This is a genomic window from Allobosea sp. TND4EK4 (genome assembly GCF_900156025.1).
GTDB lineage: Bacteria > Pseudomonadota > Alphaproteobacteria > Rhizobiales > Beijerinckiaceae > Allobosea.
This window is the reverse complement of record NZ_FTMO01000018.1, coordinates 1-13,891: the sequence shown is the minus strand read 5'-3', so window position 1 is coordinate 13,891 and position 13,891 is coordinate 1. Positions and strand designations below refer to the sequence as shown.

The 13,891-nt window shown below is 67.8% G+C and carries 11 protein-coding genes; 8 read left to right on the top strand and 3 right to left on the bottom strand.

Annotated features, from left to right (window positions below):
- Window positions 1–182 precede the first annotated feature (182 nt).
- Both BW981_RS18640 and BW981_RS18635 read left to right on the top strand, forming a co-directional pair.
- Entirely contained in the window at window positions 183–965 is a 783-nt protein-coding gene (locus BW981_RS18640) for a Bax inhibitor-1/YccA family protein (protein ID WP_076441971.1), read from the top strand.
- A gap of 88 nt (window positions 966–1,053) precedes the next feature.
- The gene (locus tag BW981_RS18635) at window positions 1,054–1,590 is read left to right on the top strand and encodes a GNAT family N-acetyltransferase (protein ID WP_076441970.1); all 537 of its coding nucleotides are present in this window, start codon (window positions 1,054–1,056) and stop codon (window positions 1,588–1,590) included.
- Window positions 1,591–1,700: 110 nt separating this feature from the next.
- Here the strand turns inward: BW981_RS18635 and BW981_RS18630 are convergent, their stop codons facing one another.
- Window positions 1,701–2,066: a DUF2794 domain-containing protein gene (locus BW981_RS18630; protein ID WP_076441968.1), complete on the bottom strand. Its 366-nt coding sequence runs from the start codon at window positions 2,064–2,066 to the stop codon at window positions 1,701–1,703.
- Window positions 2,067–2,358: 292 nt separating this feature from the next.
- Window positions 2,359–2,907 carry a peroxidase-related enzyme gene (locus BW981_RS18625; protein WP_076442042.1) on the bottom strand — a complete coding sequence of 183 codons (549 nt, stop codon included), beginning with the start codon at window positions 2,905–2,907 and terminating at the stop codon, window positions 2,359–2,361.
- 181 nt (window positions 2,908–3,088) lie between these two features.
- Between BW981_RS18625 and BW981_RS18620 the strand changes: the two genes are divergently transcribed.
- Both BW981_RS18620 and BW981_RS18615 read left to right on the top strand, forming a co-directional pair.
- Window positions 3,089–7,918: an NAD-glutamate dehydrogenase gene (locus tag BW981_RS18620; protein WP_076441966.1), complete on the top strand. Its 4,830-nt coding sequence runs from the start codon at window positions 3,089–3,091 to the stop codon at window positions 7,916–7,918.
- Between the two features lie 10 nt (window positions 7,919–7,928).
- Window positions 7,929–8,126 (top strand): Trm112 family protein, encoded by a 198-nt coding sequence (locus tag BW981_RS18615; RefSeq protein WP_076441964.1) that lies wholly within the window; start codon window positions 7,929–7,931, stop codon window positions 8,124–8,126.
- 12 nt (window positions 8,127–8,138) lie between these two features.
- On the opposite strand, the gene BW981_RS18610 is transcribed toward BW981_RS18615, so the two are convergent.
- A complete protein-coding gene (locus BW981_RS18610) occupies window positions 8,139–9,380 on the bottom strand; it encodes a ubiquinone biosynthesis hydroxylase (protein ID WP_076441962.1) in 1,242 nt (413 codons plus the stop codon).
- A 123-nt stretch (window positions 9,381–9,503) separates the two neighbouring features.
- On the opposite strand from BW981_RS18610, the gene tesB reads away from it, so the two are divergent.
- The 4 genes from tesB to BW981_RS18590 all read left to right on the top strand — a co-directional run.
- The gene (gene tesB / locus BW981_RS18605) at window positions 9,504–10,370 is read left to right on the top strand and encodes an acyl-CoA thioesterase II (protein WP_076441960.1); all 867 of its coding nucleotides are present in this window, start codon (window positions 9,504–9,506) and stop codon (window positions 10,368–10,370) included.
- 237 nt (window positions 10,371–10,607) lie between these two features.
- Window positions 10,608–10,946, top strand: a complete 339-nt coding sequence (locus BW981_RS18600) for a P-II family nitrogen regulator (protein WP_076441958.1) — start codon at window positions 10,608–10,610, stop codon at window positions 10,944–10,946.
- 28 nt (window positions 10,947–10,974) lie between these two features.
- On the top strand, window positions 10,975–12,456 hold the full coding sequence (locus BW981_RS18595) for an ammonium transporter (protein WP_076441956.1): 1,482 nt from the start codon (window positions 10,975–10,977) through the stop codon (window positions 12,454–12,456).
- A gap of 175 nt (window positions 12,457–12,631) precedes the next feature.
- A partial coding sequence (locus BW981_RS18590) for a DNA translocase FtsK (RefSeq protein WP_175624172.1) occupies window positions 12,632–13,891 on the top strand: 1,260 nt, incomplete at its 3' end.

Below are 13,891 nucleotides of genomic sequence, written 5' to 3'. Positions count from 1 at the left end.
TTTTGTAATACCTTGCCGCGGCGACTCGGCGTTTCTATGGCTGCGGCGGCCTTAACCATGGCCAGCCCTTGTAACCGCACGGAAAGCCCCTCATATTCCCGTCATCGCGACGATCATGCGCGAGGATGGCTGGGGAATTGCGCCGGCCGTCGTCCGAAACAACGTCAGGGGAAATTCGCTCGATGAGCAACTTCGACCGCAATGCTCCAGTCTGGGGTGCCGGCCGCGCACAGCAGACCAGCGCCGTCGAGATGGATCAGGGCCTGCGCTCGTTCATGCTCGGCGTCTACAACAACATGGTTCTCGGCCTGGCGATCTCGGCGCTGTTCGCGCTGGGCGTCAACAAGATGGCCGTGACCGACCAGGCCAATGCGGTCGCCCGCATCGGAAACACCTACCTCACCTCCTTCGGCCAGCTGATGTACGGCTCGCCTCTGATGTGGGTGTTCGCGCTCGCGCCGCTGGCCTTCATCTTCTTCTTCTCGTTCCGGATCGACCGGATGTCGGCCTCCTCGGCCCGCTCCATGTTCTTCGCCTTCGCGGCGGTCATGGGCGTGTCGATGTCGACGCTGCTGATCCGCTACACCGGCGCCTCGGTCGTGCAGGTGTTCTTCATCACGGCGGCGGCCTTCGGTGGCCTCAGCCTCTACGGGTACACCACGCGCAAGTCGCTCTCCGGCATCGGCTCGTTCCTGGTGATGGGGCTGATCGGCCTGGTGCTGGCCTCGCTGGTCAACATCTTCCTGGCCTCCAGCGGCCTTGCCTTCGTGATCTCGCTGATCGGCGTCGGCGTCTTCGCCGGCCTGACCGCCTGGGACACCCAGCGGCTGAAGGAGATGTACCTCTCCTCGGACCTCGGTCCGGAAGAGGCGGCGAAGCTCTCGGTGAACGGCGCGCTGTCGCTCTACCTGAACTTCATCAACATGTTCCAGATGCTGCTCTCGCTGCTCGGCAACCGCGAATAAGACGACCCGCTCCATCGACGGAGCCGACATGCCCCGGCCGCAAGGCCGGGGCATTTGTTTTGGCACGGCGGTTGCTCATTCTGCGCGCATGACAGCACCCTCGATCCGACCCGCCACATCCGCCGACATCACGGCCATCGCGGCGATCTATGCCCATGCAGTTCTGCATGGCACCGCCTCCTGGGAGGTCGAGCCGCCGGACGAGCCCGAGATATTGCGGCGATACGAGGCGATCCTGACGGGCGGCTATCCTTATCTGGTCGCCGAGCGCGACGGGACTGTCCTCGGCTACGCCTATGCCGGGGCCTATCGGCCGCGGCCTGCCTATCGCAGCACAGTCGAGAACTCGATCTATATCGCCCCGCACGCGCAGGGCCTGGGCCTCGGCAGCCTGCTGCTCGATGCGCTGATTCAGGACTGTGCCGGCCGCGGCTTCCGCCAGATGATCGCCGTCATCGGCGACGGCACCGGCGCCTCGGCAGGCTCCCGCCGCCTGCATGAGCGGGCGGGCTTCCGGCTGGTCGGCGTCGCGGAGAATGTCGGCTTCAAGCACGGTCGCTGGCTCGACCAGATGCTGATGCAGAAGGAATTGGGCGAGGGGGACCGAAGCCCTCCGATCTTCTGATCGCTGGACGTCATTGCGAGTGTAGCGAAGCCATCCCGGGCGACGTGGTTGACCGCCTCATCCAATGCCGCTGGATTGCTTCGTTACATCGCCATCACGTCGCGAGGCGGTCAGCCGACCACGCTGAGCTTCTTGTCGAGCACTTTGAGCACGCGCGAGAGCTCCGAGCCGCGCTTCAGGATCAGCCCCGTCGCCGCGACGACCGAATAGGCTCCCTGGCGCCGCGCCGCCGCAGGATCCTTCACGATCCGATAGAGCGGCATCTCGGATGAGCGCCGGAACACTGAGAACTGCGCCTTGTCCTTGAGGAAGTCGATGGCGTAGTCGCGCCATTCCCCGGCGGCGACCATGCGTCCGTAGAGATTGAGCAGTTCGGAAAGTTCGCGTCGGTCGAAGGTGACGGTGGCCGGCCTTGCCGGCGAGGGGAAACTCAAGATCGCGCCGGCAGCGGACTGCGGCGTTTCGCTTTCGCTCATGACGCCTCCTGAATGAGCCGGCGGAAATGATGCGCCCGCAATGCTGCGCTGGCAAGGCATCGCCCGGTCCCCATTCACGGCGTCCTCGCGCGTTCGTCAAAGCCGCCGCAATTTCGCCGCGAACGGGCCAATCGTCCGCCCGATTGCCCCGCTCAACTGCACTCGTTGCCTCGACGGCCCGGTTCTGCCGAACCCCGGTTTGTCAGCCCCCCAGCCCCCCGGTGTTCCGGCGGAGCCGGGCCACCGAGTCGAGGCCAACTCACGGCTGGCGCCATGCCGGCCGTTTCTTTTTTCAGCGCGCTTGCGCGTGATATTCGGGGTTGGGCCGCATATCGACCGCCGACGCCATCCGATTCGACATGTTGTAGAACGCGGCAACCGCCGCGATGTCCCAGATCTCGCGCTCGCCGAATCCGGCCTTGCGCAGCCCGTCCCGGTCCGCCTCCTCGACCCGATGGGGCGCCTCCGTCAGCTTCACGGCGAAATCCAGCATCGCCCGATGGCGCTGGGAGAGCGCCGCCGCGCGATAGTTCATCACCAGCAGTTCCCCGAGAATCGGATCGCCTGAAAGCTGGCGTACCGCCGCGCCATGGGCGGCGAGGCAGTAATAGCAGCGGTTCACGCTCGAGACGGCGACCGCGATCATCTCCCGCTCCAGCTTCGACAGGCCTGACTGCGCCAGCATCAGGTCGTTGTAGAAGGCTGCAAAGGCGGTGAGCTTCGCATCGTCATGCGCATAGGCCGCGAGCACGTTCGGTACGAAGCCCAGCTTTTCCTCGCATTTGGCGAAATAAGCCTGGTTCGACTCGGACAGCGTGCCGGGCGGCAGGGCCAGCGCCATCACCTGCGCCGGCGAATCCTGCCGGGCCGGCTCTTCCCCCACCTTAGGTTTGTCATGCTTGGCCGCCATGGTCGCTCCTGTCGGCTCCGGCACGGCGGCGAATTGCCGCTCGTCCGAGCGAGGCAAAGTTGAAAGGCCTCGCAGCCTATGTCATCGCTGCAGCAAAACAACGGGGTGGATCATGGCCAAGCGGGTTACCAACGCCACGGCAGCGGCCGTCGCAGCGATCGAAGCTGCCGCCTCCGGGCTGACCAGCGCCATGCCTGCAGAGTTTCCACGCCTGCTCTTCGGTCGCTCGGTCGCCGAGGATCTGGAGGCGGTGCCGCCCGATTTGCTGGCGCGCGCATCGGCAGCGGCGTTCGACCACCTTGCCCAGCCGCGAAGAGCCGACAGCATCCACCTGCGCTTCCGCGACGACGCCTATGACGAGGCCGGCCAGCAGCGCCAGATCACGATCCTCGAGGTCGTCAACGAGAACAAGCCCTTCCTGCTCGATTCGACGCTCGCCGAATTGCAGGACCAGGGCCACGACCCCCGCCTCGTGGCGCATCCGATCCTGGCGGTGGCGCGCGATGCCGAAGGGAGCTTCCTCTCCCTGGCCGGAGAGGCCGTCGGCCGCGCGCCGGAAGGGACCCGCCGCGAGAGCCTGATCCACATCCACGTCGACAGGATCGACGCTCCCGAGGCGCGCGAGCAGCTGCAGCTCGGGCTGGAGCGCGTCTATACCGACGTCGGTCTCGCCGTCGACGACTGGGCTGCCATGCGCGGCCGCATCACCGAGGTGATTCAGGCCTACCGGTCGAACCCGCCGCCGTTGCCGGAGGACGAGATCGCCGAGGCGCTCCAGTTCCTCGAATGGATCGCGGGCGACAACTTCACCCTGCTCGGCGTCCGCGCCTATCGCTTCCCGGGCGGCGACGTCGCCGCCGATCCGATCGAGGGCTCGGGCCTCGGCATCCTGCGCGATCCGGCGGTCAAGGTGTTGCGGCGCGGGCGCGAGCTGGTCACGACGACGCCGGAGGTGCGGGCCTTCCTCGCCAAGCCGCAGGCACTCATCATCACCAAGGCCAACGTCAAGAGCCGCGTCCATCGGCGGGTCCATCTCGACTATGTCGGCGTGAAGCTGTTTACGCCCGAAGGGCGCCTCGATGGGGAATTGCGCATCGTCGGGCTGCTGACCTCGAACGCCTATACTGGCTCGGCGCGCGCCATCCCCTATCTGCGGCTGAAGGTCGCCCGCGTCGCCAAGAATATCGGCTTCGATCCGGCGAGCTATTCCGGCCGGGCCCTGCTCAACGTGCTCGATGCCTATCCGCGCGACGAGCTCTTCCAGATCGACGTGCCGACGCTGGAGCAGTTCGCGCTCGACATCCTGCAATTGACCGAGCGGCCCCGCATCCGGGCGCTGCCGCGCGTCGACGAATTCGACCGCTTTGTCTCGATTCTCGTCTTCATCCCGAAGGACCGTTACGACACGACGATACGCCAGCGCGTCGGCGAATTCCTGTCCCGGATCTACAACGGCCGCGTCTCGGCCGCCTATCCGGCCTATCCGGAAGGGCCGCTCTCGCGCACGCACTACATCATCGGCCGCGACGAGGGCAAAACCCCGCGGATCGAGCGGGCCGCGCTCGAAGCCGGCATCTCGGCCATCGTCCGCACCTGGGGCGACGGGCTGAAGGACGCGCTCGACCGCGAGAAGGCGGGCCCGGCCGCCCGCGCTCTGGCCGAGCGCTACGCCGCCGCCTTCGGCGCCGCCTATCGCGAGCGCTTTTCCGCCACGGACGCGCTGGCAGATATCGAGACACTGCAGCAGCTCTCGGCGGAGCGGACACGCGCGGTCAATCTCTACCGGCGCGAGGGCGACCCGGCGACGCGCGCCAACCTCAAGGTGTTCTCACGGGGCGTGGCGATCTCGCTGTCGGCACGCGTGCCGGTGCTGGAGAATATGGGCTTCCGCGTCGTCAACGAGCGGACCTACAATGTGCTGCCCCAGACGGCCGAAGGCGACACCGCCCGGGTCTGGCTGCACGACATGACGCTCGAACGCGCCGATGACGGCGAGATCGACATCGCCCGCCTCGACCCGGCGATCGAGGCCGCGCTGATGGCGCAGTTCCGGGGCCTCGCCGAATCCGACCGTTTCGACCAGCTCGTCCTCGCCGCCGGCCTCGCCTGGCGGGAGGCGGCGCTGCTGCGCGCTTTCGGGCGCTATCTGCGCCAGGTCGGCGCGCCCTATGCCCAGGATTACATTGCCGATGCGCTGACGCGCCATCCGCGGATCGCATCCGGCCTGCTGGCCTATTTCGTCGCGAAATTCGATCCGCGCCTGGAATCGGACAACCGCGAGGGCGCCATGGCGTCCGCCCGTGCCGGCATCGAAACGGCGCTCGATGCCGTGACAAGCCTCGACGAGGACCGCATCCTGCGCCGCCTCGTCAACCTGATCGACGCGGCGTTGCGCACCAACTTCTTCCAGACCGGCCCGGATGGGCATCCGCGCCAGACGATCACCTTCAAGTTCGACTGCGCCAGGGTCGATGGCCTGCCCCTGCCGCGCCCGCTCTATGAGATCTTCGTCTACTCGCCCCGCGTCGAGGGCATCCATCTGCGCTTCGGCAAGGTCGCGCGCGGCGGCCTGCGCTGGTCCGACCGGCCGCAGGATTTTCGCACCGAGGTGCTCGGCCTCGTCAAGGCGCAGCAGGTCAAGAACGCCGTCATCGTGCCGGTCGGCGCCAAGGGCGGCTTCGTGCCCAAACATCTGCCGCCGGCCTCCGACCGCGCCGCCTGGCTGGCGGAGGGTACGGAGAGCTACCGCATCTTCGTGCGCAACCTGCTCGAACTCACGGATAACCTCGACGGCGAGACGCTGGTCCCGCCGCCGGACACGGTGCGACATGACGGCGACGACCCCTATCTCGTGGTGGCCGCCGACAAGGGCACAGCGACCTTCTCGGACACGGCCAATGCGATCTCCCTGGAGAAGCATCACTGGCTCGGCGACGCCTTCGCCTCGGGCGGCTCGCAGGGCTATGACCACAAGGGCATGGGCATCACGGCGCGCGGCGCCTGGGAGGCGGTCAAGCGCCATTTCCGCGAGATGGACATCGATATCCAGACGACGCCCTTCACCGTCGCCGGTGTCGGCGACATGTCCGGCGACGTCTTCGGCAACGGCATGCTGCTCTCGCCCGCGATCAAGCTCGTGGCCGCCTTCGACCACCGCGACATCTTCCTCGATCCGGCTCCCGATCCCGCGACCTCGCTGGCCGAGCGCCAGCGCCTCTTCGCCCTGCCGCGCTCCTCCTGGGCCGACTACGACAAGAGCCTGATCTCGCAGGGCGGCGGGGTGTTTTCGCGCCAGGCCAAGAGCATCCCGCTCTCCCCGGAGGTTCGCGCCCTGCTCGATCTCGACAAGGCTGAGGTCTCTCCGCCTGAGCTGATGACGGCGATCCTGAAAAGCCGCGTCGACCTGCTCTGGTTCGGCGGCATCGGCACCTATATCCGCGCCAGCGACGAAAGCGACGCACAGGTCGGCGACCGCGCCAACGACGCGATCCGCATCGCCGGCAGCGACCTCCGCACCCGGGTGATCGGCGAGGGCGCCAATCTCGGCGTGACCCAGCGCGGCCGCATCGAGGCGGCCCAGAAGGGCGTGCGCCTCAACACCGACGCGATCGACAACTCGGCCGGCGTCAACACCTCCGACGTCGAGGTCAACATCAAGATCGCGCTGGCCGGCCCGGTGAAGGAAGGCCTGCTTTCGGAAACCGACCGCAATGCGCTGCTCGCCTCGATGACCGACGAGGTCGGCCTGCTCGTCCTGCGCAACAACTACCTGCAAACGTTGGCGCTCTCCCTGACGGAGGCGCAAGGCACCGCCGCGACGCCCGGCCTGCGCTTCCTGATGCAGACGCTGGAACGACAGGGCCGTCTCGACCGCAGCGTCGAGTTCCTGCCCAGCGATGCCGTTCTCGCCGAGCGCGAGAAACGCGGCGAGGGGCTGACCCGGCCGGAGCTGTCGGTCCTGCTGGCCTATGCCAAGCTCGCGCTCCACGATGCGTTGATCGAATCGAGCGTCCCGGACGACCCTTATCTCGCCACCGAACTCGTCCGCTATTTTCCCAAGGAGCTGCGTGAAGCCTATCCGGAAGCCATCGCCGGACATCGCCTGCGCCGCGAGATCGTGGCGACGCAGCTCGCCAACGCGCTGATCAATCGCGGCGGCCCGGCGCTGGTGCCGGTGCTCTCGGCCCTGACCCATGCACAGGTGCCCGAGATCGCGGCGGCCTATGCCATCGCCCGCGATTCCTTCGATCTCATCACGCTCAACGGCGAGATCGATGCGCTCGACGCCCGGATCCCGGGGAGGACCCAGCTCGGCCTCTATGGCGCCGCCCAGCAGCTGGTCATCGACCGCATGGGCTGGCTGCTGCGCCGCGGCGTCGCCAAACCCGGCGCGATCGAGGCCACCATCGCCCGCTATGCCAAGGGCGTGGCGGAACTCGCCGGCGCGCTCGATGCGATCCTGCCCGAGGCGGCCGCCCAGGCGCGGCTCGCCCGCATCGCAGTGCTCACCGCGGACGGCGTGCCGGAGGCGCTCGCCGCGCGGATTGCGAGCCTGCCGACCTTGGCCGAGGCGACCGACATCGTCGACATCTCCGAACGTGGCAAGCACGCGATCGGCGATGTCGCCCGCATCCATTTCGGCGTCGATGCCTATTTCGGCCTCTCGGGCCTGAAGGCCGCGGCGGCGGCCGTGCCGGCGACAGACGATTACGAACGCCTTGCCCGCGAGCGCGCCGTCGAGACGCTGGACGACGCCCATGCGCATCTGACACGGGAGGTCGCGGGTGGAAGCGAAGCCTCGCTCGACGCCTGGGTCGCCGAGCGCCATGCCGACGCCGAACGCACGCGCAGCACCGTCAACGCGATCACCGGCTCGGGCCTGACCCTTCCGAAACTGATGGTCGCGGCCGGCATGCTCGCGGACCTGCCACGCAAGAGCTGAGGGAGCGAAGATGCCCGACACCGCCGAGACCACCACCCGCGTCGACCCGAAGCTGCTGGAGATCCTGGTCTGCCCGCTGACCAAGGCAACGCTGGAATACGACGCCGCGCGGCAGGAACTGATCAGCCGCCCGGCGAAGCTCGCCTATCCGATCCGCGACGGCATCCCGATCATGCTGCCGGAAGAAGCGCGCGCCCTGGAAGAGTGACGGCCGCTGCCGTCACAGCGTCTCGCCTCGCATCAGCCGCGGCGCGCCCGCGCCGATGCCTGCGGCCTCGCGGATGAAGAAGCGCTTCAATCCCGGCAGCCGGTCGACCAGCCCGAGCCCGAGATCGCGCGCGAGCCGCAGCGGCGTCGCGTCGTTCGAGAACAGCCGGTTCATCCCGTCCATGAAGGCGCCCATCGCCACGGTGTCGAAGCGCCGCGCCTTTTCATAGGCCTCCAGCACGTCGAGCGAGCCGGGATCGAGCCCGAGCCGCGCCGCATCGACGATCACCTCGGCGAGTGCCGCGACATCCTTCAGGCCGAGATTGAGACCCTGGCCCGCGATCGGATGCACCAGATGCGCGGCATCGCCCAGCAGTGCGAAACGCGAGTCGACGAAGCTGCGTGCCACGCCGTACCCGAGCGGATAGGCGGAAGCCGGCGTTTCCAGCGCGATCGCCCCGAGTTCCAGCCCGAAGCGCGTTTCGATCTCGGCGAGCAAGTCCTCGCCGTCGAGCGAGAGCAGCGGCGCGACATTTTCCGTCCGCTCGGTCCAGACGATCGAGGAGCGGTGCCCGAGCGTGCCGCCATCGGCGAGCGGCAGAATGGCGAAGGGTCCGGACGGCATGAAGTGCTCGACCGCACGGCCATGATGCGGCCGCTCATGACCGATCGTTGCGACGATCCCCGATTGCTTGTAGCTCCAGCCGACCCAGTCGATCCCGGCCTGTTCGCGCAGCTTGGAGCGCGCCCCGTCGGCAGCGACGAGCAATGCGGCCTGTGCCACGCTCCCATCGGTGAAGTTGACCTCAACGCGGGCACCGTCGACCGAGAAGCGGCGCACGCCTCGCGGGTCGAGTACCACCCCGGCGCTCTCGCACGCGCTCCGCAGATGCGCGAGCAGGGGAGCCGCCTCGATCATATGGGCGAAAGGCCGGCCGGGCTCGACCTCCCCGTCGAAGGTCAGGAAGATCGGTCGCACCGCATCGCCGGTGCGGCTGTCGGAGATCACCATCTCGTTCATCGGCGCGGCCGTCGCCTCCACCGCCGACCAGACGCCGAGCGCCTCCAGCATCGCGCGCGCCGCCGCCGCGATCGCATAGGCGCGGTTGTCGGGCCTCGGCGCGCCTGAAAGCGCCGGGTCGGCCAGGATGATCTCGATGTCCGCGCCGAGCGCCCGTTTCAGCGCCAGCGCCAGCGCCAGCCCGGAAATGCCGCCGCCCGCGATGACGATACGGCTGGCGTTTGCCTGGACCATGTCACTCTCCTCGGCCCTGTCGGCCCTTGACGGCATCTGGCACCTCGGTGCTGATGCGGCAATGGCCGTGCCTGTGCGGCGCGCCGGTGCCCATCAACCCGATCGCGATCCGAACGGCAATCCATGTCCCAGATCACCGCCTCGCTGACGGCGATTCTCGACCTCGAGCCGCTCGAGCGCAATCTGTTCCGGGGTCGCAGCCCGAAATCGAACTGGCCGCGCGTCTTCGGGGGCCAGGTGATCGCCCAATCGCTCTATGCGGCCTGCAAGACGGTGGAGGAGAGGCTGCCGCATTCTCTGCACGCCTATTTCCTCCTGCCGGGCGATCCCGAGATTCCGATCGTCTACGAGGTCGACCGCCTGCGCGACGGCCGCTCCTTCACCACGCGGCGTGTTCTGGCGATCCAGAAGGGCGAAGCGATCTTCGCCATGTCGGCCTCCTTCCAGGTCGAGGAGCCGGGCTACGAGCACCAGATGCCGATGCCGGACGTGCCGATGCCGGAGCAACTGCCGGACCGCGAGGAGATGTCGAGGACGATCCTGCCGCACATGCCGGATGCCGTGCAGGCCTACTACCAGCGCAAGCGGCCGATCGAGATCCGCCCCGTCGAGCTGGAGCGCTATCGGACCGGCGGCAAGATGGAGCCCAAATTCAACGTGTGGATCCGGGCGATGGAAACGCTGCCCGACGATCCGGCGCTCCATCGCAGCGTGCTCGCTTACGCCTCCGACCTGATGCTGCTCGATTCGAGTCTGATCGCGCACGGCACCACGGTCTTCGACAAGCGCATCCAGGGTGCCAGCCTCGACCATGCGCTGTGGTTCCATCGCCCCTTCCGAGCGGACGAGTGGCTGCTCTATTCGCAGGACAGCCCCTCGACCTCGGGCGCGCGGGGCTTTTCGCGGGGGCTGGTCTTCGACCGGCAGGGCAATCTCGTCGCCTCTGTCGCGCAGGAAGGCCTGATCCGGCCCCGCCCCGACCGGACCTGATGTCGCGATAGGCATATGCCTATCTTGTGAGCATCTGCCTAATCATGAGGCAGATGTACGCCGACATCGGCCAGATCACCCGGGGATTCCCCGACACTCGCCCCGATTCGCGTCGCCGGGCGCTTTGGCACGCCCTTTGAATTGTGCGCTGCCACGCACTGCGTTCTGCAGGGCGCGCGAGTTGCAACGCGTTCGCCGGGGCTGACGACCGGGCGGCGAAGAGGGGAAGCCCGACAGATGAAAATCGTGATGGCGATCATCAAGCCGTTCAAGCTGGAGGAGGTGCGCGACGCGCTCACTGCCATCGGTGTCCACGGCCTGACCGTGACCGAGGTGAAGGGCTACGGCCGGCAGAAGGGCCACACCGAGATCTATCGCGGCGCTGAATATGCCGTGAGCTTCCTCCCGAAGATCAAGATCGAGGTCGCCGTCGCCAACGACCTGACCGCCAAGGTCATCGAGGCGATCACGGCCGCCGCCCGCACCGGCCAGATCGGCGACGGGAAGATCTTCGTCTCCTCGATCGAGAAGGCCGTGCGCATCCGCACCGGCGAGACCGACGGCGACGCCCTCTGATTTTCCGACCTCCAGGAGCACTTCCGCGATGAATTCCAAAACCTTCCTGCGGGCCGGACTGACCGGCCTCACCGTGGCGGCGCTCGGCGCCGGTGCGGCCTATGCCCAGGCTCCCGCGGCACCGGCGGCGCCGGTGCCGAACAAGGGCGACGTCGCCTTCATGATGAGCTCGACGATCCTCGTCCTGCTCATGACGATTCCCGGCCTCGCCCTGTTCTATGGCGGCCTCGTCCGCTCCAAGAACATGCTGTCCGTCCTGACGCAGGTCTTCGCCATCGTCAGTGTCGTCTGCATCCTTTGGGTCACCTATGGCTACTCGCTCGCCTTCACCAATGGCGGCGGCCTGAACGACTTCGTCGGCGGCTTCTCGAAGGCCTTCCTGATGGGCGTCGATGCCAACTCCACCGCCGCCACCTTCTCGAACGGCGTGGTCATCCCGGAACTGGTCTATATCTGCTTCCAGATGACCTTCGCCTGCATCACGCCGGCGCTGATCGTCGGCGCCTTCGCCGAGCGCATCAAGTTCTCGGCGCTGCTGCTGTTCAGCGTGCTCTGGGTCACCTTCATCTATTTCCCGATGGCCCACATGGTCTGGTACTGGGGCGGCCCCGACGCGGTCGGCAATGCCGCCAAGGCGCTGGCGGATGCGGGCGCTGACGGCAAGGCGGCGGCCCAGTCGGCACTCGACGCGGTCAATGCCGACGCCGGGATGCTGTTCAAATGGGGCGCGCTCGACTTCGCCGGCGGCACGGTCGTCCACATCAATGCCGGTATCGCCGGCCTCGTCGGCTGCCTGCTGATCGGCAAGCGCATCGGCTTCGGCAAGGAGCTGATGGCCCCGCACTCGCTGACCATGACGCTGATCGGCGCCGCCCTCCTCTGGGTCGGCTGGTTCGGCTTCAACGCCGGCTCGAACCTCGAGGCCAACGGCACCGCCGGCCTCGCGATGATCAACACCTTCGTCGCCACCGCTGCCGCCGCCGTCGCCTGGCTGTTCGCGGAATGGGCGATCAAGGGCAAGCCCTCGATGCTGGGCATGGTCTCGGGCGCCGTCGCCGGCCTCGTCGCCGTCACCCCGGCCGCCGGCTTTGCCGGCCCGATGGGCTCGATCGTGCTCGGCCTTGTCGCCGGCGTGGTCTGCTTCTTCTTCTGCACCACGGTGAAGAACGCGCTCGGCTACGACGATTCGCTCGACGTCTTCGGCGTGCACTGCGTCGGCGGCATCATCGGCGCGATCGCGACCGGCATCCTCGTCAACACCGCCCTCGGCGGCGCCGGCATCCCGGACTACGCCTCCAAGCCCGGCGAGCTCGCCGTCGGTGCCTATGTCTTCGGGGATGCGGTGCTGGCGCAGGTCAAGGCCGTGCTCTTCACCCTGGTCTTCAGCGGCGTCGGCTCGGCGATCCTCTACAAGATCGTCGACGTGGTCGTCGGCTTGCGCGTCACCTCCGACGAAGAGCGCGAGGGCCTGGACATCGCCCAGCACGGCGAGCGCGCTTATCACGACTGAGCCTCACGGATTCACGTGAAACGCTGCCCCGGCGGGCAACCGCCGGGGTTTTTCTTTGACCGGTTTCCGGGGCCGATCGATTCAAGGTTAAGCGGGCCTTAACCTCGCCTTCCTAACCTCTCGGGCATGCCGGCACCACGCCGCCGGCAAGCCCGGAACCCGATCGCCCATCCGCATGCGCACCGTCCGCCGCTCCCAATCGCTCATGGACCGCCTGCCCGATCCGGTGCGGGAGTTCCTGTCGCGTCGCGCCGCCGAGTTGACGGGGCTAGGGCTTCTCGGCCTGATCGTCCTGGTCGCGCTGGCCCTCGCGAGCTGGTCCGTCGACGATCCGAGCCTCAACAACGCCACCAATGGCGCTGTCCGCAACTGGCTCGGCCGGCCCGGCGCGATGGTCGCCGACCTGCTGATGCAGCTCATCGGCCTCGGCGTGATCGCCGTGCTGTTTCCACCGATGATCTGGGCGCTGCGGCTGATTCGCTTTCACCTCTTCGACCGCGGCGCGCTGAAGCTCGGCCTCTGGGTGATCGGTGTCGCCGCCGCCGCCGCCGTCGCCAGCGCCCTGCCCGCGACCCCGCGCTGGCCCCTGCCGACCGGCATGGGCGGCGTGATCGGCGACGGGCTCCTGTTCGGCACGAGAAACATCGCCGGCATCGCCGGGGGCGCCGTCTCGAGCCTTGTCGGATTCGTCTATGCTGGCGTGGCGATACTGGCCGTGACGGCCGCCGCCGGTTTCGGCTTCGTTCATGACGAGGATCCGGCCCTCGACGACGAGGATGACGGCCTGTCCGATGGCGAGGAGCGGCGCGACGACGAGCCCGGCATCGCCGTCATCCTGATCGGCTGGCTGGCGCATGGGGCGATGGCGCTGCGCGGCGCCATCCTGCGCCGGTTGCCGCACCCGCCCGAACCGGCGGTCGATGCCGGGCCGATGCCGGGGCAGCCCGGCCGTATTCGCCGCGAGCCGCAATTCGGCGACGGCCGCAGCCCCCGCGCGCCGGCACCCGAGTTCCGTCCCGAGCCCCTGCCCGGCAGCCGCCAGGCCGAAGTCGACGAAGAGCCTCCCTTCGACATCGACGACGCCCAGGATCTGCGCGATCTCAACGCGCCGCGCGTCGCCGCTCCGAAGCCTGCGCCAAAGCCCGGCAAGCGCATCCAGCGCGAGGCGCAGCCTTCGCTGCTCGACCGCGAAGCCTTCGAGCTGCCGCCGCTGACCTATCTGGCCGAGCCGAAGAAGACGCCGGCGAACACTGTCTCCACCGATGCGCTGGAGCAGAACGCGACGCTTCTGGAAGGCGTGCTGGAGGATTTCGGCGTGCGTGGCGAGATCACGCAGGTGCGCCCCGGGCCTGTCGTGACGCTGTATGAGCTTGAGCCTGCTCCTGGGACGAAGTCGTCGCGGGTGATTTCGCTGGCGGACGACATTGCGCGGTCG

Excerpts from the sequence above, each read along its gene's own strand:
- BW981_RS18640 (WP_076441971.1), top strand. The coding sequence starts at position 183 with ATGAGCAACTTCGACCGCAATGCTCCAGTCTGGGGTGCCGGCCGCGCA.
- BW981_RS18635 (WP_076441970.1), top strand. The coding sequence starts at position 1,054 with ATGACAGCACCCTCGATCCGACCCGCCACATCCGCCGACATCACGGCC.
- BW981_RS18630 (WP_076441968.1), bottom strand. The coding sequence starts at position 2,066 with ATGAGCGAAAGCGAAACGCCGCAGTCCGCTGCCGGCGCGATCTTGAGT.
- BW981_RS18625 (WP_076442042.1), bottom strand. The coding sequence starts at position 2,907 with ATGGCGCTGGCCCTGCCGCCCGGCACGCTGTCCGAGTCGAACCAGGCT.
- BW981_RS18620 (WP_076441966.1), top strand. The coding sequence starts at position 3,089 with ATGGCCAAGCGGGTTACCAACGCCACGGCAGCGGCCGTCGCAGCGATC.
- BW981_RS18615 (WP_076441964.1), top strand. The coding sequence starts at position 7,929 with ATGCCCGACACCGCCGAGACCACCACCCGCGTCGACCCGAAGCTGCTG.
- BW981_RS18610 (WP_076441962.1), bottom strand. The coding sequence starts at position 9,380 with ATGGTCCAGGCAAACGCCAGCCGTATCGTCATCGCGGGCGGCGGCATT.
- tesB (WP_076441960.1), top strand. The coding sequence starts at position 9,504 with ATGTCCCAGATCACCGCCTCGCTGACGGCGATTCTCGACCTCGAGCCG.
- BW981_RS18600 (WP_076441958.1), top strand. The coding sequence starts at position 10,608 with ATGAAAATCGTGATGGCGATCATCAAGCCGTTCAAGCTGGAGGAGGTG.
- BW981_RS18595 (WP_076441956.1), top strand. The coding sequence starts at position 10,975 with ATGAATTCCAAAACCTTCCTGCGGGCCGGACTGACCGGCCTCACCGTG.